The following is a 21,284-nucleotide window of genomic DNA, read 5'->3' as shown; positions in this document are numbered from 1 at the left end:
GGGGACCCCGGCCCCGCACCCACAGGAGAACACGATGACCCCCCACCGCACCGCAGTCCGCGTCGCTGCCGCCCTCGGCGCCACCGCCGCCCTCACCCTCGCCGGCGCCGGCGCCGCGTCCGCCGCCACGGCCGCGAACCCCGTGGTCAACGGCAACACAGTGTCCGTCACCTTCGAGAAGGACTTCGTGGTCGACGCCGACACGTGTGTCGCCGCGGTGGTCCCGACGTCGAGCGCCCCGGCTCTCCTCACCCAGCTCGAGGCGCTCAACAACCTCGACCTCACCGCGATCAACAACCTGATCAACAGCATGGCCGACGTGACGTTCCTCCAGACCGGCGGCCTCGTGCCCAGCCCGATCGCCAGCGTGACGATCGCTGACGTCACGGTGTCGGCCACCGTGCCGTCTAACGTCTACGCCGTGGTCAGCTACTGCCTGCTCGGTGGGTCGGACATCGGCGGGCCCGTGCTCGTGGGCGATCCGCTCGATGCGATCCAGGGCAGCCTCGGCGGGCTGTCGACCGAGGACACCCTCGGCACCCTGTCCTCGGCGACCGGCGAGGGCGACGCCAGCGGACTCGGCAGCCTCCTCGGCCTGCTCGGCGGCGGCGAGGGCGGCGGCCTCGGCCTGGACACCCTCTCGGCCGAGGGCTGACCACGAGAGCAGGCCTCACGCGTCACAGGCCCCGCACCGGGTGGTGCGGGGCCTGTCTCGTGGTGCGGGGCCTCGGGGGCGGCGCGTCAGGAGTCGAGTCGCTCGATGATCGTCACGTTGGCGGTGCCGCCGCCTTCACACATCGTCTGCAGGCCGTAGCGGCCGCCGGTGCGCTCGAGTTCGTTCAGCAGGGTGGCGAACAGCTTCGCACCGGTCGCGCCGAGCGGGTGGCCCAGCGCGATGCCGCCGCCGTTGGGGTTCACCCGGGCCGGGTCGGCACCGATCTCTTTGATCCAGGCCAACACGACGGGGGCGAACGCCTCGTTGATCTCCACCACGTCGATGTCGTCGATCGTCAGTCCGGTCTTCTCCAGAGCCCACCGGGTGGCGGGGATCGGCGCGGAGAGCATCATCACCGGATCGTCACCGCGCACGGTCAGATGGTGGATCCGGGCACGCGGCGTGAGGCCGTACTTCTCCACCGCCTCGGCGGAGGCGAGCAACCCGGCGGACGCACCGTCGGAGATCTGCGACGCCACGGCAGCGGTCAGCGACCCACCCTCGGCCAGCACGGGTAGGGAGGCCATCTTCTCGAGGGTGGTCTCGCGCGTGGTCTCGTCGGCCTCGAGACCGGCGAGCGGGACGTATTCGTTCGCGAACCGGCCCTCGGCGATCGCGGCGCGGGCGCGGCCGTGGGACTGCAGCGCCCACTCCTCCATCTCCCCCCGCGAGATGTCCCACTTGTCGGCCATCATCTGGGCACCGTTGAACTGGGAGATCTCCTGGGAGCCGAAGCGGGAGACCCATCCGGTGGAGCCGGTGAACGGGTCGTCGAATCCGTACTCACGGCCGGCGAGCATGGCGGAGGAGATCGGCAGCGCGCTCATGTTCTGCACGCCCCCGAACAGGATCACGTCCTGGGTGCCGGACATGATCCCCTGGGCACCGAAGTGGATGGCCTGCTGACTGGAGCCGCACTGGCGGTCGACGGTGGTCCCGGGCACACCGAGGGGCATCCCGGCGGCGAGCCACGCGGAGCGCGCGATGTTGCCCGCCTGCGGGCCTATGGCGTCCACGCAGCCGAAGATCACGTCGTCGACCACCTCGGGGTCGATCCCCGTGCGCTCCACAACCGCGCTGATGACGTGCGCGCCCAGGTCCGCCGGGTGCTGGCCGGACAGGCTCCCGCCGCGCTTTCCCGCAGGCGTCCGGACGGCGTCGATAACGTAGGCCTCGCGGCCGGTCACGCTGGTCATGTGTCTCCTCGTGGATGGTGTCAGGTGGGTTCAGTCGACGGCCAGGCCGTCGAGCACGATGTGCAGGTACTGGTCCGCGATCGCGGCGTGGTCGTCGTCGTCCTCCGGCCTGTACCAGCGCACGGCCACCCACACGGTGTCGCGGAGGAACCGGTAGGTGAGCCTGATGTCGAGGTCGGGACGGAACTGGCCGGACTCGATGCCCCGGCCCAGCACGTCGGTCCACATCTCACGGAACTCGGTGTTGCGCTCGCGGAGGTAATCGAACCTGGGGTTGCCCCGTAGATGCTTGAGTTCGTCCTGGTAGATGGCCACCTCGTCCCTGTGACGGTGAATGGCCTCGAACGAGACGCGGACCAGCCCTTCGAGGGTCTCCCGGGGCGAGGAGCCCGCCTGAACGATCCGGTGATAGTCCCCGAAGAGGGAGTCGAGGAACCCGCGGAGGATCTCGTCTACGATCGCCTCTTTGGACGAGAAGTGGTGGTAGAGACTGCCGGAGAGGATGCCGGCGGCGTCCGCGATGTCCCGCACGGTGGTGGCTCGCAGGCCGCGCTCGGCGAAGAGCCCGGCGGCGATCGCCAGGAGCTCCTCACGTCTGGTCGTGCTGGTCATCCGGCCACTCTACCAACCAAGCACTTGCTAGGGACGGTCCGGTGGCCGCATGGCCGCGTCGGTCCACCCGTCGTCGACGCGTTCTGCCTAGACTCCCCCCATGCGCTCCACCGTCTTCTCCTCCCCTCGCTCCTCCGGCCCGCGCCGAGCGGGTCGCCGGGTCCTCGCGGCCTCGGCGGCCGTGGGCCTCACCCTGGGCCTGGCCTCCTGCACGATCGGCGAGAGCGGTGACGACGCGGCCCCCGCGGAGACCACGCCCGCGACGAGCGAGATGCGTCAGGAGCAACCCACCGGCGCGCCGGGTGCGCCCGAGGCCGGCGTGGATCAACTCGTCCTCAACGCCCAGGACGCTCCCGAGCTCGGTCTCGCCCCCGTCTCGGCCGAGGAGATCGCCGGAGGGGTCGGCGCCCTCGAGGACATCGCCGCCGGCGTCCGCGTGGACCCCGAGCGCTGCGCCGACTTCAGCCAGGACGCGTTCCTCGCCCAGGCCGAGCCGGGTGCGATCGCCATCCAGGCGGGCCAGAGCGAGAACACCGCGTACGCGGTGTCGGTGACGACGGTGACGGCAGGCCTCAACGATCGTGACCGGCTGATCGTCGACTGCCCCACCATGACCGTCACGATCCCGCTCGAAGGGACCGAGGTGACGACCCGCGCCGAGAACCAGCTCTTGCCCCTCGAGGCGCCGGAGGGCGTGGAGCACTTCGCGGCCATCACGCAGAACAACGCGATGGACATGATGGGCCAGGAGCTGCTCACCGGCAACGTCCTGATCACCGGGGTCGTGCGGGGAATCGGCGTGTCCGTCACGGTCGCCAACGCGGCGGGGCCGGTGTCGGACGCGGAACGGGACACGGCCGTCGACGCCTTTGCCAAGCAGGTCGAGAAGATCCGGAACGCCTGATCTCCTTCGCTCCCCCTCCCCGGGTGCCGCCTGCGGGTCAGGCCCGCTGTGACGAGATGGAGACGACCTCTCCGGTGAGGTACGTGGTGTAGTCGCTGGCGAGCATGGCGATGGTCGCGGCCACCTCCCAGACGTCCGCGGCGCGTCCGAAGGCCTCCTTGGCGGCGAGTTCGTCGAGGAGTTCGGCGGAGGCCGACTTCTCCAGGAACGCGTGTCGGGCGATGGAGGGCGCGATCGCGTTGATACGGACGCCGAAATCGGCCCCCTCGATCGCCGAGCACCGGGTCAGCGCCATCACGCCGGCCTTCGCCGCCGCGTAGTGGGCCTGCGCACGCTGGGCGCGCCACCCGAGCACGGAGGCGTTGTTGACGATCACCCCGTTGTGGGGCACGTCGCGGAAGTACCGCAACGCCGCACGGGTCGCGCGAAAGGTTCCGTTGAGCGTGATGTCCAGGACCCGGTCCCAGTCCTCGTCGGCCATGTCGACCAGTTCGCCCTCGCCGCCGAATCCGGCGTTGTTGACCAGCACGTCGATCCGGCCGAGCGTCCGTGCGGCGCCGGTGATCAGCCCGTCGACATCGGAGGTCGACTGCACGTTGCACGTGATGGCCTCGAAGCGCTGGTCGGGGAACTCGGCGGCGAGCGCGTCACGGGCCTCGTTCATCCGGCGCTCGTGGAAGTCGGACACCAGTACGTCGGCGCCCTCGAGCGCGGCGCGACGGGCGGCCGAGAATCCGATGCCCGTGCCCGCGGCGGCCGTCACCACGACCTTCTTGCCGGCCAGCAGACCGTGGCCAGGGGTCTCCTGCGGCACGGTGGCGAGGGGGGAGGTGGCAAGGGGGGACTTGTGCTGGGTCATGACGGCCTGGCCTCTCGGGGTAGTCCGAGCACGCGCTCGGAGATGATGTTGCGCTGGATCTCGTTGGATCCGCCGTAGATCGTGTCGGCGCGGGTGAACAGGAAGAGCCGTTGCCACCGCGCCAACTCGAGGTGCTCCGGGTCGTGGAGGTCGGTGGCCGCACCCTCGGAGTCGTGGGTGGGCCCGGTGAGCGACTCCGCCCCCTGCACGATCATCGCCAGTTCGCCGAGGTCGCGGTGCCAGGTGGCCCACAGGAGCTTGGCCGCCGAGGCGTTGCCACCGGAGGCGTCACGCTCGGCGAGTGTGCGCAGAGCGTGGGCGCGGATCACCCTGAGACCGACCCAGGCACGCGTGATCCGTTCACGCACGGCGGGGACGTGCGCGCTGCCGTTAGACCGGGCCATGTCCACGATCTGGTCGAGTTCGCGGGCGAAGCCGACCTGCTGGCCGAGGGTCGACACCCCGCGCTCGAACTCCAGCAGGGTCATGGCGACCTTCCAGCCCTCGCCGCGCTCCCCCACGATCATCCCGGCCTCGGTGACCGCGTCGTCGAAGAAGACCTCGTTGAACTCGGAGGTCCCGGTGAGCTGCTGGATGGGCCTGATCTCGACGCCCGGTTGGTCGAGGGGCACCAGGAGGAAGCTCAGTCCCTTGTGCCGACTGGTCCCCTCCTCGGTGCGGGCCACGACGAAGACCCACTGGCTCAGATGCGCCAGGGAGGTCCACACCTTCTGGCCGTGCAGATGCCACCTGCCGTCCTCACCCAGGCGGGCGGTGGTGGACACGTTCGCCAGATCGGACCCCGCTCCCGGTTCGGAGTAGCCCTGGGCCCACAGTTCGGTGACGTCGAGGATCCGGGGCAGGAAGCGGTCCTTCTGCTCCGGCGTGCCATGGGCGATGAGGGTCGGGCCGAGCAGCGTCTCACCGAGGTGCGAGACCCTCGCCGGGGCGTCGGCCTTCGCGTATTCCTCGTGGACGCGGACCTGCTGGCTGAGCGACGCCCCCCGTCCGCCGTACTCGACCGGCCACCCCACGCAGGTCCACCCGGCCTCGGCCATGTGCCGTTCCCAGGCCAGACGCCGCGCGAAGAACTGGTGCTCGCTGCCCGGCCCGCCGGTCCCCCTGATCTCGGCGAACTCACCGGTGAGGTTGGCGTCCAACCACGTGCGGAATTCCGCGGCGAACTCGTCGTCGGTCATCTCCGACGCCGGCCTGCGCGGGTCGGATGCCGTGCTCTGCGTCATTCCACCACACTACCAAGCACTTGCTTGGTTTGCCGGAACCGCCCGCCCCTGCGGACGTCGTCGGGTGTGATGGTCGGCATGAACACCCCTGACACCCCCCTGAAGGGCAAGGTCGCACTGGTCACCGGCGCCGCCCGGGCACAGGGCCGGGCCCACGCCGTCCGCCTCGCCTCGGAGGGGGCGGACGTCGTGGTGACCGACATCTGCGCCCCGGTGTCCGCCTCCGTCTCCTATCCGGCGCCCGGCCCCGACGACCTCGCCGAGACCGTCCGCCTGGTCGAGCAGGCCGGGGGCAGGGCCCTCTCGGCGGAACTGGACATCCGGGAGCTCGGACCGCTCCAAGAGTTGGTCGCCCGCACCATCGCCGAGTTCGGCCGGCTGGACATCGTCGTGGCCAACGCCGGCGTGCTGAACTGGGGCCGCCTGTGGGAGCTGCCGGAGGACGACTGGGACATGGTCATCGGCGTCAACCTGAGCGGTACATGGCGGACGATCCGCGCTGCCGTGCCGGCGATGATCGAAGCGGGCAACGGCGGTTCGATCATCATCGTCAGTTCCTCGGCGGGACTCAAGGCGACGCCGGGCAACGGCCACTACTCGGCCTCCAAGGCAGGTCTGGTGGCGCTGACCAACTCGCTCGCCCTCGAGGTGGGGGAATTCGGCATCCGCGTCAACTCGATCCATCCCTATTCCGTGGACACGCCGATGATCGACCCCGACGGGATGGCGGAGATCTTCGGCCGGTTCCCCTCATATCTGCACAGCTTCTCGCCGATGCCCCTGAAGCACGTACTCGCGGACGGCGCCAGCACCCTGGCCGACTTCATGCCGCCGGAGGAGGTCTCCGACATGGTGTCGTTCCTGGCCGGCGACGGATCCCGGTCCGTCTCGGGTGTCCAGATCCCGTTCGACCGGGGCGCCCTCAGGTACTGAGCGCGCGGGTCGACCAAGCAGGTGCTTGGTACCGTGGTGGAGGCCACACCCCGCAGCACCCGAGGAGTCCGCGATGACCGACCGCTCCGCCGCCACCCGCCCCGCCTCCGCCGACCGCGCCCAGACCGGCAGCGAGGTCGAGACCACGGTCGCGGCCCTGCGCCGGGCGGCGGCCCTCTGGCCCGATCGCGAGGCGGTGGCCGACGTCCAGCCCGGCCAGGACACCCGGTGGACCTGGGCGCAGCTGCTCGAGGAGACCCGCCGGTTCGCAGCGGGCCTCGTCGCGCGCGGGGTCCAGGCCGGTGACCGGGTGGTGATCTGGGCGCCCAACACCCGCCACTGGATCGTGGCCGCGCTCGGAGTGCAGTACGCCGGCGGGACGGTGGTCCCCGCCAACACCCGCTACACCGGTAGCGAGACGCTCGACCTGGCGCAGCGGACCCACGCGACCGCCGCGATCGTCGCGGGCGCCTTCCTCGGCGCCGAGCGGATCGCCGAGCTGACCACGGCTGCGGGCGGGTCGCTCGCCACGGCCACCGCACTGCGGACGATCGTGCGGATCCCCCTCGACGGCGGTGACACGGCGGGCGCCGACATCACCGTCGTCGACATCACCGCCCTCCAGTCGGAGGCCACCGCCGCCTCAATAGCGGAGGCGGACGCCCGGGCGGACGCGGTGACGGGCGACGATGTCGCCGACATCCTCTTCACCTCGGGCACCACCGGCAAGAGCAAGGGCGTGGTGGCGCTGCACCGGCAGACCGTCGCCGGGGCGCGGGCGTGGGGATCGAACGGCGGACTCACCGAGCGCGACCGCTACCTCATCGTCAACCCGTTCTTCCACAGCTTCGGCTACAAGGCCGGCTTCCTGGTCTGCACCCTCTTCGGCGCGGCGGCCATCCCGCTCGCCGTGTACTCCCCCACCGAGACCATGCGGCTCGTGCAGGACGAGGGCGCCACGGTCCTCCCGGGCGCCCCCACGATCTTCCAGACCATCCTCGACGCCCCCGACAGGGCGGAGTTCGACCTGTCCTCACTGCGGCTGGCGGTGACCGGCGCCTCGGTCGTCCCGGTGGTCCTGGTCGAGAGGATGCAGTCCGACCTCGGGTTGGAGACGGTGCTCACCGCCTATGGGCAGACCGAGACGATGGGCTTCATCACCACCACCACCTCGGACGACGACGACGTCACCGTGGCCACCACCTGCGGCCGGGCCTACCCCGGCATGGAGATCAGGATCGGTGATAAGGGTGAGATCCTCACCCGCGGCGAGATGGTCATGCAGGGCTACCTCGACGATCCGGACAACACCGACGCGACCATCGATGCCGACGGGTGGCTGCACACCGGCGACGTCGGCGAGATCGACTCCCGCGGCAACCTGCGCATCACCGACAGGCTCAAGGACATGTACATCACCGGCGGGTTCAACGTGTACCCCGCGGAGATCGAGCAGACCCTGGCACGCCTGGACGGAGTGGTCGAGACCGCCGTCATCGGCGTTCCCGACGACCGCATGGGCGAGGTCGGCAAGGCGTTCGTGGTGCGCCGCGAGGGCTCGTCGCTCACCGAGGAGGACGTCCTCGGGTTCTGCCGCGAGCACCTCGCCAACTTCAAGCGCCCGCGGGCGGTGGAGTTCGTGAACTCCTTCCCGCGCAACGCCTCGGGCAAGATCCTCAAGACCGATCTCCGATGAGCGGGGGCCTGCTGCCGGGGGCCGTCCTGGTCACCGGCGCGTCCGGCGGCATCGGCGGCGCGGTGGCGCGCCGTCTGGCCGTCGAGTTCCCCCGGTCCCCCCTGGTGCTGGGGTTCCGTTCGACCGAGCCGGTGGACCTGGCGGCGGAGCTGTCCGGGCCCGCGTCCGCCGATCCGGGACACCACCCCGGCGCCGCCCGACGAGGCGTGGAGTGCGTGAGGCTGGCCCCGGGGCGCGACGGGTCCGACGACGACGACGTGGCGGCCGCGATCGACGGCATCGCCGCCCGGCACGGCGGGATCGCCGTCCTCGCCCACTGTGCCGGGCCCCATGTACCCATGGTCCACCTGTCCCGGACCAGCCCGGCGGAGCTTCGCACACAGCTGGGTGCGGACGTCGCCGGGTTCTTCGCGATCGTGCACCCGGCGCTCCCGCATCTGCGCGAGGTGGGTGGCAACGTCGTCGTCGTCACCACCGCCGCCACCACCCGCTACCCGGTCCGCGACGGCCTGTCGGCGGCCCCCAAGGGGGCGGTCGAGCAACTCGCGCGGGGGCTGGCCGCGGAGGAGGGCCGCTACGGCGTGCGCGTGAACTGCGTGGGCCCGGGGATGCTCACCGACGGGATGGCCGAGCGGCTCATCGCCTCCGGCGACCTCGACGACCGCGCACTCGAGGTCACCCGCGCGAACATCCCCCTGCGCCGGTTCGGCACCGCGGACGACGTCGCCGAGGCCGTGGCGTTCCTCGCCTCCGACCGCGCGGGCTTCATCTCCGGCCAGAAGCTCGACGTCGATGGTGCTTATGGCGTCTGAACGACGGTGCGTACGGCGTCTGAATCCGATCCGGCGGGCGGGTCCGGTACAGTACCAACCAAGCACTTGCTAGGTGAGGAGAGTCCCAGCTCATGACCGACGCGCCCATCCCCCCGGTCCTCGGCGTCCACGACCTCGGCCCGGACACGCACCCGGTCGCCTACGAGGTCACGGGCGGTACCGCCTACGTCACCCTCAATCGGCCGGACTTCCGCAACGCGCAGAACTCGGTCATGACGTACTCCCTGGACAACGCCTTCGTCCGGGCCGTCGAGGATGACGCGGTCAAGGTCATCGTCCTGCGGGCCAACGGCAAGCACTTCTCGGCAGGCCACGACATCGGCACCCCCGAGCGAGACCACCACGTGGAGTACCCCAACCGCGCGGCGCTCTGGTGGGACCACACCACCCGCGGCGGCGGAGACCGGCGCCTGGCCCGCGAGACCGAGGTCTACGTCCAGATGTGCCGCCGCTGGCGGGAGATTCCCAAGCCGATGATCGCCCAGGTGCACGGCGCGTGCATCGCCGGCGGGCTCATGCTGGCATGGGTCTGCGACTTCATCGTGGCCTCGGACGACGCGTTCTTCTCCGACCCCGTGGTCAAGATGGGCATCCCGGGCGTGGAGTACTTCGCCCACGCCTTCGTGCTGGGCCCGCGGCGCGCGAAGGAGATCCTCTACACCGGTCGCAGGTTCGGCGCGGCCGAGGCGCTCGAGTGGGGGATGCTCAACCACGTCGTCCCGCGTGATGAGCTCCAGGCCAAGGTCGACGAGATCGCCGGGGAGATCGCCGCGATGCCCGCCTTCGGACTGACGCTCGCGAAGAAGGTCATCAACTCCAACGAGGACCAGATGGGCCTGCAGACCTCCCTCGACACGGCCTTCGGCTGGCACATGTTCGCCCACTCGGCCAACGCCGAGCCCGACGACACCGACTCGTTCTCCGCCTCGCTCGGCGGGATGGACGCCCGCTCGATGCGCGACAGCGCGAACACGGGCTCGACCGGCGGCCCTGCCTCGACCGGCGGCGCTGCCTCGACCGGCGAGCGGAAGGACTGACGACGTGGATCTGGATCTGGACGCCTCGACACAGGAGTTCCGCCTCGAGGTCCGCGAGTGGCTCGCCGAGAACGTGCCCGCCGAGCCGCTCCCGCACATGGACACCCGCGAGGGCTTCGAGGCCCACCGACAGTGGGAGCGGACGATGGCCGACGCCCGTATGTCGGTCGTGTCGTGGCCCGAGGAGTACGGCGGCCGCGACTGTGGGCTGGTCAACTGGGTGGTCTTCGAGGAGGAGTACTTCCGCGCCGGCGCCCCCCTGCGCGTGAGCCAGAACGGCATCTTCCTGCTGGCCCCGACCCTCTTCGACCACGCGACCCCCGAGCAGCTGGCGCACATCATGCCGCGCATGGCCCGCGCCGACGACATCTGGGCGCAGGCCTGGTCCGAGCCCGAGGCCGGCTCCGACCTCGCGTCGCTGCGCTCGACCGCCCGGAAGGTCGACGGCGGCTGGGTCCTCAACGGGCAGAAGGTGTGGTCGACCCGCGCTTCGTTCGCCGACAAGGGCTTCGGACTGTTCCGCACCGACCCCGACGAGCCCCGCCACAAGGGCCTGACCTACTTCATGTTCGACCTGCGGGCCGAAGGCGTGACCGTGCGCCCGATCGACCAGCTCGACGGCCTACCCGGCTTCGCGGAGCTGTTCCTCGAGGACGTCTTCGTTCCCGACGATCCGGCGAACCCGGCGGAATCGGGAGTGATCGGCGAGGTCAACCAGGGCTGGAAGGTGGCCATGTCCACCGCCAACAACGAGCGCGGGCTCTCCCTGCGCTCCCCCGGGCGGTTCCTGGCCACCACCGACCGCCTGCTCGAACTGTGGGGATCCTCCGCACCGGACCTGGACGACCGGGCCCGGGGCTCGCTGGCCGACCGCGTGGTCGACGCCTGGATCGGCTCCCGCGCGTACGAGCTGAGCACCTGGAACACGGTCACCACGCTCACCGCCGGCGCCAACCTGGGGTTCGAGTCCTCGATCAACAAGGTCTTCTGGTCGGACTGGGACATCGCGACCCACGAGACCGCCCTGGACCTGCTCGGCACGGCCGGTGAGCTCGCCGGTGAGCAGTGGATGGACGGGTACCTGTTCGCCCTCGCCGGGCCCATCTACGCGGGAACGAACGAGGTCCAGAAGAACATCATCGCCGAGCGTCTCCTCGGCCTGCCGCGCGGCTGAGAACGGGGTTTCCATCATGCAGTTCGCACTCGATCCCGAGGTCGTCGACTTCGCCGCCAGCATCGACTCGCTGCTGGCCAAGTCGGACATGCCCTCGGTGATCCGCTCCTGGGCGGCCGGTGACACCGCACCCGGCACCGCCGTGTGGGGCCGGATCGCCGAGACCGGCGTCACCGCGCTTCTCGTGCCGGAGGCATCCGGTGGGGCCGGCGCCACGGCCGTCGAGGCGGTCGTCGCCCTCGAGGTCCTGGGCCGCCACGCCGTGCCCGGGCCGGTGGTGGAGTCCGTCATGGTGGCACCGCGCATCGCCGCCGGGCTGGGTCGCCACTCCGGCGAGGGCGGCGACCCCGCCGGCGAGGACGTCGCCGGGTCCGTCGCCTCCGGCACGCTGGCGTCGGTCGCCGTGCCCGGTGTGTCTCCGTTCGCACCCGACGTCCACGTGGCGGGGTACCTGTGGGTGGCCGACGACGACGAGGTGTTCGCCGCCGAGCCCGGTGACGCCCGTCGCTCGGTGGACCGGGCCCGCACGGTGTCCACACCGACAGCCGGCGCCCGCGTGGCCGCGGTGAGCACCACCGACCTGGTCAACCACGGCGCGCTCGGGACGGCCGCCCAGCTCATGGGCCTCGGGCAGGCGATGCTCGACATGAGCGTCGCCTACGCCACGCAGCGGTCCCAGTATGGCAAGGTCATCGGCCAGTACCAGGCGCTCAAGCACCAGCTCGCCGAGGTCGCGATCGCGCTCACGATGGCCCGCCCGCTGCTGTGGGCGGGCGCGCTGGCGATCGCCGAGAACCCGGACGACCCGGTGGCCGCGGCCCGCGACGTCTCGGCCGCCCGCGTGGCCGTCGCCGACGCCGCCTACCTCTCGGCCCGCACGGCGCTGCAGATCCACGGTGCGATCGGCTACACCCTCGAGCATGATCTGGGCCTGTGGTTGACCAAGACCCGCGCGCTGCAGACGGCCTGGGGCACGCAGGGTCACCACCGCCGACGCGTGCTGGACCGTCTGGAGAACGCCCGATGACAGAACCCGCGTCGCCCGGCGTCGACACCGAGGAGCAGGCCGCGCTCCGGCAGTCGGTCGCCGCGCTCCTCGACAAGAGGTCCGACCCGGCGGCCGTGCGGGCCGCCATCGCCTCCGAGCACGGCCACGACCCCGCCCTGTGGTCGATGCTCGTCGAGCAGATCGGGGCGGCGGCGCTGTCGATCCCCGAGCGGTACGACGGCGCCGGCGCCACCTGGGTGGAGACCCACCTGGTCTGCGAGGAACTGGGCCGGCGGCTCACGCCCTCCCCCCTGCTCGGGTCGGCGGTGCTCGCCGCCCAGGCGGTGCTCGCCTCCGGAGACGAGGCGGCCTGCGCCCGGATCCTGCCCGGCATCGCCGCCGGTGATCAGGTGGCCCTGTGCTGGGCGTCGCAGGACGGGTGGGCGTCCCCGGGAGTCGGGGCGTCCGGTGGCGACGGCGACCATCCCTCCCTGAGCGGCACGGCCCATCACGTCCTGGGCGCCGACACCGCCTCCACGCTCCTCGTCGTCGCGATCACGGGCGGGCAGGTGGGGCTGTTCGAGGTCCCGTCCGGCGCCGCCGGCCTCACCGTGACCCGGGTACCCGTCATGGACCCCACCCGGACGATGGCCCGCGTCGATTTCGAGTCCGTGTCCGCGACCCCGATCCGGACCCGCCCTAGTTTCCTGGCCCGGCTCCGCGCCGCGGGGTGGGCGGCGATCTCCGCCGAACAGGTCGGCGCCGCGCGGGCCGCTCTCGACGCGACCGTGAGGTACACGAAGGAGCGCACGCAGTTCGGCCGGGCCATCGGGTCGTTCCAGGCGCTCAAGCACCGCATGGCCGACATGTACGTCAGGGCGGAGACCGCGGCGTCGCTGTCCTATTCGGCCGCGGCGAGGGTCGCGCAGGCGCAGGCGCTCGGGGAGGGGCCGGAGGCCGACGAGGCGGCCTACGCCGCGGAGATCGAGGCCGCCGCGGCCAAGGTGTACTGCTCCGAAGCGGTGCAGTGGATCACCGGGGAGGCCATCCAGCTCCACGGGGGGGTCGGGATCACCTGGGAGTACGACGTCCAGCTGTACTTCAAGCGGGCCCACGGCACCGCGCAACTGCTCGGTCAGCCCCACGAGATCCTGGCGGCGCTCGAGGTCGCCGCGGGCCTCTAGAATCACCTGTATGAGCCCCTTCCCCGAGCACGGACGGACCAACGACCAACGACTCGCCGAGGACCTGGCGGCACAGGCCGGACGGCTGCTCACCGATCTGAGGGTCTCCCGCGTGGCCCCCGAGGAACTGGGCGACTTCGCCGAGGGCGAGGCCCGGGCCGTGATCGTGGACCGACTCGCGGTGGCCCGTCCCGACGACCTGGTCTTCGGCGAGTGGAACCCGGAGTCGCGGGAGCGCCTGGAGGCCGAGCGGGTGTGGATGATCGACCCGCTGGACGGCGTCAGCTCGTACTGCACCCCGGGGCGCCCGGACTGGGCGGTCCACGTGGCGCTGTGGGAGCGCGGCCCCGACGGCACCGGCGGGATCACCGCGTGCGCGATCGCCATGCCCGCGTACGGGCGGGTGATCACCGGCCGTGGTGCCACCACGTACCAGCCGATCTCCATCATCCGCGGGCCGCGCCCGGGTCCCCTGGTGCCCCCGCGGGAGGACGACCGCCTGCGCATCGCCGTCTCCGAGGCCGATCCACCGGCCTTCGCGGAGGAACTCGCCGAGTCCCTGGGAGCGTCGCTGGCCCGCCTCGGCTCGGGTGGTGGCAAGACCGCCACCGTGGTGGAGGACGAGTGCGACGCCTACATCCACACCAGTGGCCACCACCAGTGGGATTCGGCCGCCACCTACGGAGTGGTACGCCAGCGCGGACTGCACGCCAGCCGACTCGACGGGTCAGAACTGGTCTACAACGTCGAGCAGATAGATTTCCCGGACCTGCTCGTGTGCAAGGAGGACGTCGCCGACCGCATCATCGAGGGGGCCCGGCAGTACCTCTGATCCGGCTCCGGACCGACGTGCCTGGCCTCGCGACCCCGCCTGGTCGTCGAGGACCCGCCTAGTCCTCGAGGCCCCGGTAGCCGGCGAACCGCTCGGCGATCTGGTCCTCGGTCACCCCGTAGTCGGCGAGTGTGTAGCGGTGTGCGGGTGCGCGGTCGCCGGACAGGCTCCTGGCGTTCTCCGCCTCGACCGCGTCCCGCACGTCGTCGTCGAGCCCCGCGCCGGCCGCGGCGTACACCCGTTCCACCACTCCCGCCGGGTCCTCGATCAGTTCCCGGTGGTTGACGTCGACGAACGTCGCCTGCGAGCCCGGGTCCGCCTCGTGCCGTGAACGGACCGCGTCGAACTCGGCCACGCCCCGCGCCCACAGGTCGAGCTGCGAGGACCCGATGTAGTCCGGGGTGAAGCGGGTCGACCAGTCCGCGGCGGTCCGGTGCGCCAGCGAGAACATCGACGCCATGGACTTCCGCGGATCACGGTGGGTCTGCACCACCACGGCGTCGGGGTACACCTCGAGGAGTGCGTCCAGCGCGAACAGGTGGCTCGGGTTCTTGAGCACCCAGCGGCGATCGGGGTCGTCCGCACCGATCAACTGAAGGTTCCGCTTGTGCCGTCGGTACGCGGGGACCCAGTCCACGCTCTGCAGCCATGTCGAGTACCCGTCGAGCCTGACGAGACACTCGTACGAGGCCGACGTCGCGGACTGGCGCAGCAACTGCCAGCACTCCTCCAGGTCGTCGGCGGAGATGTAGTGCACTCCTCCGTAGTCGGGATTCTCCGACATGAACCCGGCGTACAGGTCGCGTAGTCCCCGGTAGGTGGGGTCGTCCTCCCACTGGTCCCGCGGCGGCCTCGGCTTGGGCACCTCCGTGAGCCACAGCTCGAGCCCCTGGTTGGCGGGGTCGGCGCCGAGGAGCCGGTGCAGCGCCGTGGTCCCGGTCCGGGGCAACCCGGTGACGACGACGGGCCGCACGATCTCGATGTCCGCCTGGGCCGGGTCCGCGGTGAAGCCCGCCTGCGAGACGAGCCGCGCCACCATCGCGCCCTTGAGCACGGACCGCCAGTACTTGCTCCCGGCCGGGGTGAGCCCGGCATCGGAGTGCAGGGAGTCCAGGAGGACGCCCAGTGCCTCGCGGTGGTGGTCCTGCCCATCGCCGAAGTCCTCCAACCCGATCGCCCGGGAGGCGCTCGCGTGGAGGTCCTCGACGGTCCCGACGTGCACCCGCTCGTCGTCGGTCACGGTCGATCCGGTCATGAGAGTCCTCTCCGCGCGAACGCGTCCTGCCGCGCGGCGATGCGCTCGCGCCACTGCTCGGAGCTCACCCGCTGGTCGTCGTAGCCGGGGACCTCGCTCGCGAGCTGGTCGAACGGCACCACTGTGACCGCCGGACCGAGCTCCGGGGTGATGGGCTCGCTCACCCGCTGCCACCGGAACTGCATGATGCCCTCGCGGTGCCCCAGGGTCTCGATCCAGTTGGCCAGACCGGGGTCGCGGTCGGCCACGACGAGGTGGATCATGCCGTCCTCGGAGACGTGCGCCTGGTCCGCGGTGAGGCTCGTCTGGTGATGCACGTAGTCGAGCGAGGCGTACCACATGCTGCCCAGCTGGAACCCCTGGTACGGGACCCCCGCGACGGGAACGGAGATCACCATGGCCTCATCGGCCCCGAGCTCGAAGACCCCGGCCGAGGAGAACTGGGTGGTGAGCCCGCCGGGGGTCTGCCGGGGCTCGTTCAGTGTGTTGCGCTCCTGGTCACCGAAGAACCACTCCGGGAACGCCAACCACGTCCGCAGCCTCCCGACCAGCGCCTGCGCGAGCTTGGCGTAGAACTTCTCCTGCCCGGCGAGCGTCACCGGTTCCGGCGCGGTGCCCACCGTGTCGACCCTGCGGAGGATCGCCGACCCGGCCACCTCCCGGCTCCAGTCGGAGTACACCTCGCGGACGGCGATCATGGACGACCCCGGGTGCAGCACCACGTAGCCGGAGTCGCCCTCGTCGTCGTCATGCCGTGGTGGCCCCAGGCGGAAGCGGTACCGACCGTCGTCGTCGATCTCGAGAGCACGGTCGTCGAACGCGGCGTGCGACGCGGCGCGTTCGTCGGCCGAGTACGTCCCTGCCATGACCTGGAACGACAGGTCCGCGGTGGTGCCGCGACGACCCTCGATCACGTACTCGGCGCCGTCGGCGAGGTTGGCGTAGAAGTACAGGGTGTCCGGGTTGTCCAGGCCCATCTTGGTGTACGGACCCGTGGCCTGGAACAACTGAGGGTGTGTGCGTCCGCGGTGCTGGCCGGTCTCGATGGCCCCGCGGATGGTCCCGAGCAGATAGTCGAGCCCCTCCGCGACGTCCTCCTCGGTCCGCACGTGCGGCGCCGACCGGATGATCTCCTCCGCCTCGGCCAGCGCCCGCGCCAACGGCGCGGTCGCCCCTGCTGCCCCGTCCACTGCTGCCCCGTCCATCGCGCCGCTCACAGCCACGTGTACGAGTCGGCGGACGTGATGAAGTTCTCGAGCTCTTCCTGTTCGGGCGTCGGATCCACGATGTCCTCCTCGATACTCAGATATGCGCCGCGGTAGAACAACAGCGGCCGGACGTCCCGCTCGGTCGGTCCGAGATGGGCGACCCGGCCCAGGACGATCCAGTGGTCGCCACCGTCGAGGACCTGGTCGATCTCACAGTCCAACCAGGCCATCACGCCGTGGATCACCGGCGAGCCGAGCGGGCTCGGTGACCAGTCGATCGACGCGAACTTGTCGTCGCCGCGACGGCCGAAGGTGGAGGAGACGCCCTCCTGTTCCTCGGAGAGGATGTTGACGCAGAACCTGCCGGCCGCCTCGATCCCTTTCCACGAGCCGGACGTCTTCATCGGGCAGAACAGCACCAGGGGTGGTTCGAGGGACAGGGCGGAGAAGGACTGGCACGCGAAACCGACCGGCGCGTCCTCCGTGACCGCCGTGATGACGGTGATCCCGGTACAGAACTGGCCGAGCGCGTCGCGCAGGTCCCGGCTGGAGAAGCTCTGTCCCTCCGGGGGGTGGTCGGTGCTGCTCATGTGAAGTCGGTCCTCCCTGGACTGGGGTGGTGCGTGGGCGTCATCGCCTCCCGGGCGGTCCCGCCCGGGAGGCCAGCCTAGGCTTCTACTTGAAGCCGACGGAGAAATCGTGTCCCCACAGGCTCACCGCCGTGGACTCCCGCGCGACCCAGTCCGCATCGTCGACCTGCACGCCCTCGCAGCCGTACTCGCAGTCGAAACCACCGGGCGTCTTCATGTAGAAGCTGAGCATCTTGTCGTTGACGTGACGACCGAGCGAGGCCGACATCCTGACCTTCTTGCGCAACGCCCGGTCCAGCGCCAGCCCCACGTCGTCGGCCGACGCGACCTCGACCATGAGGTGGATGATCCCGGTCGGGTTGGGGAAGGGTGTGAACGCCAGGGAGTGGTGGCGGGGGTTGCACCCGAGGAAGCGCAGCCAGGCGGGCTCCCCGTCGGCCGGTCGACCCACGATCTCCGGCGGCAGACTCATCGAGTCGCGGAGGGAGAATCCCAGGACGTCGCGGTAGAACTCGAGCGCCGCGACCTCGTCCGGGGTGGAGAGCACGATGTGGCCGGCACCCTGGTCCCCCGTGACGAACTCGTGGCCGTAGGGCGTGGGGATGCGGCGGTGCTGTAGCGCGATGGTGTGGTAGATCTCCAGCGTGAACCCGGCGGGGTCCTGGCACGTGATCAGTCCGCGGACCTTCCGGTCCCGCTTCAGCTCGTCCGAGCCCTCCTCCCAGGGGACCCCGGCGTCCTCGAGACGGCGCCTGACGTCGTCGAGTTCCGCCTCGTTCGCACACTCCCAGCCCACCGCGGCGAGCGTGTCCTCCGGCCCGGGGACGATGATCCACCGATGCGGGTTCTCGTCCATACGGAAGTAGAGCGCGTCGGGGTCGTCGCCCTTGCCCTCGACGAACCCGAGCACCTTGGTGCCGTACTCGCGCCAGGCCTCCATGTCGGTCGCGTAGATCCGCACATACCCGAAGTTGCTTATCGCCATGCCAAGTCAGTCCTCTCGATCGGCTCCGGCGGATCAGACCATGGAGTCCGCGACCTTCTCGCCGAACTCGTTCTGTCCGTACATGATGTACGCCTTGGTCGCCTCGTTGGCCGCGTGGACCCGACCGGCGTTGGCATCGCGCCAGAACCGCTGGATCGGCGAGGTGTCCTCGAGCGCGCGGGCGCCCGAGTTCTGGAACAGCAGCCCGATCGCGTCGATGGCCCGCTGGGTCGCGCGGACCTGGTCCCGGCGGGCGCGGGTGCGGATGTCCATGCCCGGGAACTCGCCGGCCTTGATCAGATCCATCTCCTCGCGGACGTTCCGCATGAGCTGCAGCCATGCGGCGTCGATGTCGCCCGCCGCCTCCGCGAGCCGCACCTTGGCGAACGGGTCGTCCTTGGCCTTGGTGCCGAACGCGGCGCGGACCCGCGCGCGCTGGTGCTCGCGGTGCACCTCGTAACACCCGAACGCCATCCCGACGATCGGCGTGGAGATGGTCGTGGGGTGGATGGTTCCCCACGGCATCCGGTAGATCGGGTTGGTGTTGACCTCGAGACCCGGGCTGGTCGTGTTGGCCATGTCCCCGAAGGACAGCACGCGGTGCGCGGGGATGAGCGCGTCCTTGATCAGGATGTCGTTGGACCCGGTGCCCTTGAGTCCGGCGACGTGCCAGACGTCGAGGATCTCGTACTGCGACTTCTCGACCAGGAAGGTGCAGAAGTCGATCATCTTGCCGTCTGCGTCCAGCACCGGACCGCCGACGAACACCCAGTCGGCGTGGTCACAGCCCGAGGACCAGGACCACTTGCCGTTGAGGAGATACCCGTCGTCGTTCTTCGTGGCCGCACCCATCGGGGCGTAGGACGACGAGATACGGACTGTGGTGTCCGACCCCCACACGTCCTCCTGCGCCTGCTGGGGAAACAGGGCCAGGTGCCAGTTGTGGATCCCCAGGATGCTGGCGCACCACCCGGTGGACGGGCACGCGGAGGCTATGGTCATGGCCGCCGTGTAGAAGGCCTCCATGTCCGCCTCGTACCCGCCCCACTGGGCGGGCTGGCAGAGCTTGAAGAAACCGGCCTCGTCGAGCTCCGCGATGTTCTGCGGATGGACCCGGCGTAGGTCCTCGGTCTCCTGCGCACGCTCGGCGAAACCGGGCAGCAGCGCTTTGATCCGGTCGATGACCTCGTGGTTGGCGTGCTCGCTCATGTGATCCCTCTCTGGCTTTTGTAGGCCGCTTGACCCTAGACTAGAACACGTTACAGTTTTGCACCAGACTGAATACCCCCGAGTGCAGGCTATGGCACCCCGTGCCAGCGCCGACGGGGATTGGTTGTGACCGGCAACCCGATTCTATAACCTGTTCTCATCCGGCTCATGCCCTCAGGAGGATCATCATGACCGCAACTGGCTCGGCCCCCGGAGCCGTCCGAGAGATCGACACGGGTGAGGCGCGGGAACGCTACGCGCGCGGCTGGCACTGCATCGGCACCGTCAAGGAGTTCAGCGACGGCAAACCGCACTCCATCCAGGCGTTCGGCACCAAGCTCGTCGTGTGGGCGGACGACCAGGGCGAGGTCAAGGTCCTCGACGCCTACTGTCGCCACCTCGGAGGCGACCTCTCCGACGGCGAGATCAAGGACGGCAACATCGCCTGCCCGTTCCACGACTGGCGGTGGGGTGGCGACGGCAAGTGCAAGGGCATCCCCTACGCCAAGCGGGTCCCCCTGCGCGCCAGGACCCGCGCGTGGACCACGAACATCCAATCCGGTCAGGTCTTCGTCTGGCACGACCACGAGGGCAACCCGCCCCGCGACGAGGACGCGATCCCGGTAGTCACCGAGTACGGCACCGACGAGTGGACCGACTGGGAGTGGAACCGCCTCGTGATCGAGGGGTCGAACTGCATGGAGATCGTCGACAACGTCGTCGACATGGCGCACTTCTACTACATCCACTTCGCGTTCCCGACGTACTTCAAGAACGTCTTCGAGGGCCAGACCGCCACCCAGTACCTCAACACCAAGGGCCGGCCGGACCACGACCCGACCGGCGGCAAGTACGGGGACACCCTTCTGGAGTCCGAGGCGTCCTACTTCGGCCCCGCGTACATGATCAACCCCCTCAAGCAGAAGTACGGCGACTTCGAGACCGAAGCCATCCTCATCAACTGCCACTACCCGATCGACCAGAACTCGTTCGTGTTGATGTACGGACTCTCGGTGAAGAAGCCCGCGGGCTTCGACGACGCGACCTCCGCCAAGATGGCCGCGAAGATTGCCACGTTCTTCGGCGAGGGGTTCCTCCAGGACGTCAGGATCTGGCAGCGCAAGTCCCAGATCGCGAACCCGCTGCTGTGCGAGGAGGACGGACCCGTCTACCAGCTCCGCCGCTGGTACGAGCAGTTCTACGTGGACCGGGACAAGGTCGAGCCCGAGATGCAGGAGCGTTTCGAGTTCGAGGTCGACACCACCGCCGCCAACACGTACTGGGAGAGCGAGGTCGCCGAGAACCTCCGCAAGCAGGAGGCGGGCGAGGCCGAGACCTCGGACGAGCAGACCCAGTACACCGGGATGGCCGAGGTCGCCGGGGAGGCGAACGCCTCCCGAGCGGAGACCTGATGTTCAAGCAGCACGACGCCCGGCGCGCCCCCACCTGGGATCGGTCCGACCCGGCGCGCGCCGCGCGTCTGCACGGTGACACGGACCTCGACCGCGAGACCTACACCCGGGCGGGCTTCCAGCCCGTGGAGTGCCGCACGTGCGGGACCTGCGCGTCCGTTCGCAAGAACAGCGAGAAGCACACCTCGATCCAGTGGACCGCGAACAGTGACCGCGCCTGCCCCGTGCTCTCCGAGTGGCGGGCGGGCGGGGAGCGGCCCCAGGGCGAGGACACGTGCCCCCGGATGCTCGCGAGCATCCGGTACGCCTACGCGGAGGGCCTGATCACGCTCGCCGACGGCGTCGATCCCGCTGACACCGATCACATGGTCAACCCTCTGTTCGTCCCGGAGTAGGACGTCCCGGAGTGACCTCCCGA

General features: G+C 70.2%; 21 protein-coding genes. 12 read left to right on the top strand and 9 right to left on the bottom strand.

Translation table 11 applies throughout. The features are described from left to right. The first annotated feature begins 34 nt into the window (after positions 1 to 34). Positions 35 to 655: a hypothetical protein gene (locus CT688_RS03270; RefSeq protein ID WP_095718838.1), complete on the top strand. Its 621-nt coding sequence runs from the start codon at positions 35 to 37 to the stop codon at positions 653 to 655. 86 nt (positions 656 to 741) lie between these two features. Here the strand turns inward: CT688_RS03270 and CT688_RS03265 are convergent, their stop codons facing one another. Both CT688_RS03265 and CT688_RS03260 read right to left on the bottom strand, forming a co-directional pair. Next, on the bottom strand, positions 742 to 1,911 hold the full coding sequence (locus CT688_RS03265) for an acetyl-CoA C-acetyltransferase (protein WP_107755748.1): 1,170 nt from the start codon (positions 1,909 to 1,911) through the stop codon (positions 742 to 744). 30 nt (positions 1,912 to 1,941) lie between these two features. After that, complete coding sequence (locus CT688_RS03260; RefSeq protein ID WP_017835369.1) at positions 1,942 to 2,523, bottom strand: TetR/AcrR family transcriptional regulator; 582 nt, start codon at positions 2,521 to 2,523, stop codon at positions 1,942 to 1,944. Positions 2,524 to 2,623: 100 nt separating this feature from the next. On the opposite strand from CT688_RS03260, the gene CT688_RS03255 reads away from it, so the two are divergent. Next, the gene (locus tag CT688_RS03255; RefSeq protein ID WP_107755747.1) at positions 2,624 to 3,427 is read left to right on the top strand and encodes a hypothetical protein; all 804 of its coding nucleotides are present in this window, start codon (positions 2,624 to 2,626) and stop codon (positions 3,425 to 3,427) included. 37 nt (positions 3,428 to 3,464) lie between these two features. Here the strand turns inward: CT688_RS03255 and CT688_RS03250 are convergent, their stop codons facing one another. Together CT688_RS03250 and CT688_RS03245 are read right to left on the bottom strand one after the other, a co-directional pair. After that, positions 3,465 to 4,286, bottom strand: coding sequence for an SDR family oxidoreductase (locus tag CT688_RS03250; RefSeq protein ID WP_107755746.1), 822 nt, complete (start codon positions 4,284 to 4,286; stop codon positions 3,465 to 3,467). Further along, positions 4,283 to 5,530 (bottom strand): acyl-CoA dehydrogenase family protein, encoded by a 1,248-nt coding sequence (locus CT688_RS03245; RefSeq protein WP_176475111.1) that lies wholly within the window; start codon positions 5,528 to 5,530, stop codon positions 4,283 to 4,285. Before CT688_RS03245 ends, CT688_RS03250 begins: the two co-directional genes overlap by 4 nt. 78 nt (positions 5,531 to 5,608) lie before the next feature. Here CT688_RS03245 and CT688_RS03240 point away from each other — a divergent pair, with 78 nt between their 5' ends. The 8 genes from CT688_RS03240 (at position 5,609) to CT688_RS03205 (ending at position 14,207) form a co-directional block, all read left to right on the top strand. Continuing rightward, entirely contained in the window at positions 5,609 to 6,463 is an 855-nt protein-coding gene (locus tag CT688_RS03240; protein ID WP_107757975.1) for a mycofactocin-coupled SDR family oxidoreductase, read from the top strand. A gap of 73 nt (positions 6,464 to 6,536) precedes the next feature. Next, positions 6,537 to 8,159 (top strand): FadD3 family acyl-CoA ligase, encoded by a 1,623-nt coding sequence (locus tag CT688_RS03235; RefSeq protein WP_107755745.1) that lies wholly within the window; start codon positions 6,537 to 6,539, stop codon positions 8,157 to 8,159. Next, positions 8,156 to 8,971 (top strand): SDR family NAD(P)-dependent oxidoreductase, encoded by an 816-nt coding sequence (locus CT688_RS03230; RefSeq protein WP_017835375.1) that lies wholly within the window; start codon positions 8,156 to 8,158, stop codon positions 8,969 to 8,971. Before CT688_RS03235 ends, CT688_RS03230 begins: the two co-directional genes overlap by 4 nt. Before the next feature lie 92 nt (positions 8,972 to 9,063). After that, the gene (locus CT688_RS03225; RefSeq protein WP_107755744.1) at positions 9,064 to 10,029 is read left to right on the top strand and encodes an enoyl-CoA hydratase; all 966 of its coding nucleotides are present in this window, start codon (positions 9,064 to 9,066) and stop codon (positions 10,027 to 10,029) included. Between the two features lie 4 nt (positions 10,030 to 10,033). Further along, positions 10,034 to 11,203, top strand: coding sequence for an acyl-CoA dehydrogenase family protein (locus CT688_RS03220; protein WP_107755743.1), 1,170 nt, complete (start codon positions 10,034 to 10,036; stop codon positions 11,201 to 11,203). Between the two features lie 16 nt (positions 11,204 to 11,219). After that, positions 11,220 to 12,230 carry an acyl-CoA dehydrogenase family protein gene (locus tag CT688_RS03215; protein ID WP_107755742.1) on the top strand — a complete coding sequence of 337 codons (1,011 nt, stop codon included), beginning with the start codon at positions 11,220 to 11,222 and terminating at the stop codon, positions 12,228 to 12,230. After that, entirely contained in the window at positions 12,227 to 13,375 is a 1,149-nt protein-coding gene (locus tag CT688_RS03210) for an acyl-CoA dehydrogenase family protein (RefSeq protein ID WP_107755741.1), read from the top strand. Before CT688_RS03215 ends, CT688_RS03210 begins: the two co-directional genes overlap by 4 nt. 10 nt (positions 13,376 to 13,385) lie before the next feature. Then, positions 13,386 to 14,207, top strand: a complete 822-nt coding sequence (locus CT688_RS03205) for an inositol monophosphatase family protein (RefSeq protein ID WP_107755740.1) — start codon at positions 13,386 to 13,388, stop codon at positions 14,205 to 14,207. Positions 14,208 to 14,265: 58 nt separating this feature from the next. On the opposite strand, the gene CT688_RS03200 is transcribed toward CT688_RS03205, so the two are convergent. The 5 genes from CT688_RS03200 to hsaA all read right to left on the bottom strand — a co-directional run bounded on the left by CT688_RS03200 (position 14,266) and on the right by hsaA (position 19,454). After that, complete coding sequence (locus CT688_RS03200; RefSeq protein WP_107755739.1) at positions 14,266 to 15,462, bottom strand: sulfotransferase; 1,197 nt, start codon at positions 15,460 to 15,462, stop codon at positions 14,266 to 14,268. Beyond that, the gene (locus tag CT688_RS03195) at positions 15,459 to 16,667 is read right to left on the bottom strand and encodes a hypothetical protein (RefSeq protein ID WP_107757974.1); all 1,209 of its coding nucleotides are present in this window, start codon (positions 16,665 to 16,667) and stop codon (positions 15,459 to 15,461) included. The genes CT688_RS03200 and CT688_RS03195 overlap by 4 nt, the downstream gene beginning before the upstream one ends. 8 nt (positions 16,668 to 16,675) lie before the next feature. Further along, positions 16,676 to 17,260, bottom strand: coding sequence for a 3-hydroxy-9,10-secoandrosta-1,3,5(10)-triene-9,17-dione monooxygenase reductase subunit (hsaB, locus tag CT688_RS03190; protein ID WP_107755738.1), 585 nt, complete (start codon positions 17,258 to 17,260; stop codon positions 16,676 to 16,678). Positions 17,261 to 17,345: 85 nt separating this feature from the next. Beyond that, a complete protein-coding gene (gene hsaC / locus CT688_RS03185) occupies positions 17,346 to 18,245 on the bottom strand; it encodes an iron-dependent extradiol dioxygenase HsaC (protein ID WP_107755737.1) in 900 nt (299 codons plus the stop codon). Between the two features lie 33 nt (positions 18,246 to 18,278). Further along, positions 18,279 to 19,454: a 3-hydroxy-9,10-secoandrosta-1,3,5(10)-triene-9,17-dione monooxygenase oxygenase subunit gene (gene hsaA, locus CT688_RS03180; protein WP_107755736.1), complete on the bottom strand. Its 1,176-nt coding sequence runs from the start codon at positions 19,452 to 19,454 to the stop codon at positions 18,279 to 18,281. 188 nt (positions 19,455 to 19,642) lie between these two features. Between hsaA and CT688_RS03175 the strand changes: the two genes are divergently transcribed. After that, positions 19,643 to 20,866, top strand: a complete 1,224-nt coding sequence (locus tag CT688_RS03175; RefSeq protein ID WP_107755735.1) for a Rieske 2Fe-2S domain-containing protein — start codon at positions 19,643 to 19,645, stop codon at positions 20,864 to 20,866. Next, positions 20,866 to 21,261, top strand: a complete 396-nt coding sequence (locus tag CT688_RS03170; RefSeq protein WP_107755734.1) for a hypothetical protein — start codon at positions 20,866 to 20,868, stop codon at positions 21,259 to 21,261. Before CT688_RS03175 ends, CT688_RS03170 begins: the two co-directional genes overlap by 1 nt. Positions 21,262 to 21,284 lie beyond the last annotated feature (23 nt).

Source organism: Dietzia sp. JS16-p6b (assembly GCF_003052165.1).
Taxonomy (GTDB): domain Bacteria; phylum Actinomycetota; class Actinomycetes; order Mycobacteriales; family Mycobacteriaceae; genus Dietzia.
Note: the sequence above shows the minus strand (reverse complement) of the source record. Positions and strands in the feature narration are given on the sequence as shown.

Bases quoted from the DNA above. Each gene is read 5' to 3' on its own strand.
- CT688_RS03270 (WP_095718838.1), top strand. From the start codon at position 35: ATGACCCCCCACCGCACCGCAGTCCGCGTCGCTGCCGCCCTCGGCGCC.
- CT688_RS03265 (WP_107755748.1), bottom strand. From the start codon at position 1,911: ATGACCAGCGTGACCGGCCGCGAGGCCTACGTTATCGACGCCGTCCGG.
- CT688_RS03260 (WP_017835369.1), bottom strand. From the start codon at position 2,523: ATGACCAGCACGACCAGACGTGAGGAGCTCCTGGCGATCGCCGCCGGG.
- CT688_RS03255 (WP_107755747.1), top strand. From the start codon at position 2,624: ATGCGCTCCACCGTCTTCTCCTCCCCTCGCTCCTCCGGCCCGCGCCGA.
- CT688_RS03250 (WP_107755746.1), bottom strand. From the start codon at position 4,286: ATGACCCAGCACAAGTCCCCCCTTGCCACCTCCCCCCTCGCCACCGTG.
- CT688_RS03245 (WP_176475111.1), bottom strand. From the start codon at position 5,530: ATGACGCAGAGCACGGCATCCGACCCGCGCAGGCCGGCGTCGGAGATG.
- CT688_RS03240 (WP_107757975.1), top strand. From the start codon at position 5,609: ATGAACACCCCTGACACCCCCCTGAAGGGCAAGGTCGCACTGGTCACC.
- CT688_RS03235 (WP_107755745.1), top strand. From the start codon at position 6,537: ATGACCGACCGCTCCGCCGCCACCCGCCCCGCCTCCGCCGACCGCGCC.
- CT688_RS03230 (WP_017835375.1), top strand. From the start codon at position 8,156: ATGAGCGGGGGCCTGCTGCCGGGGGCCGTCCTGGTCACCGGCGCGTCC.
- CT688_RS03225 (WP_107755744.1), top strand. From the start codon at position 9,064: ATGACCGACGCGCCCATCCCCCCGGTCCTCGGCGTCCACGACCTCGGC.
- CT688_RS03215 (WP_107755742.1), top strand. From the start codon at position 11,220: ATGCAGTTCGCACTCGATCCCGAGGTCGTCGACTTCGCCGCCAGCATC.
- CT688_RS03210 (WP_107755741.1), top strand. From the start codon at position 12,227: ATGACAGAACCCGCGTCGCCCGGCGTCGACACCGAGGAGCAGGCCGCG.
- CT688_RS03205 (WP_107755740.1), top strand. From the start codon at position 13,386: ATGAGCCCCTTCCCCGAGCACGGACGGACCAACGACCAACGACTCGCC.
- CT688_RS03200 (WP_107755739.1), bottom strand. From the start codon at position 15,462: ATGACCGGATCGACCGTGACCGACGACGAGCGGGTGCACGTCGGGACC.
- CT688_RS03195 (WP_107757974.1), bottom strand. From the start codon at position 16,667: ATGGACGGGGCAGCAGTGGACGGGGCAGCAGGGGCGACCGCGCCGTTG.
- hsaB (WP_107755738.1), bottom strand. From the start codon at position 17,260: ATGAGCAGCACCGACCACCCCCCGGAGGGACAGAGCTTCTCCAGCCGG.
- hsaC (WP_107755737.1), bottom strand. From the start codon at position 18,245: ATGGCGATAAGCAACTTCGGGTATGTGCGGATCTACGCGACCGACATG.
- hsaA (WP_107755736.1), bottom strand. From the start codon at position 19,454: ATGAGCGAGCACGCCAACCACGAGGTCATCGACCGGATCAAAGCGCTG.
- CT688_RS03175 (WP_107755735.1), top strand. From the start codon at position 19,643: ATGACCGCAACTGGCTCGGCCCCCGGAGCCGTCCGAGAGATCGACACG.
- CT688_RS03170 (WP_107755734.1), top strand. From the start codon at position 20,866: ATGTTCAAGCAGCACGACGCCCGGCGCGCCCCCACCTGGGATCGGTCC.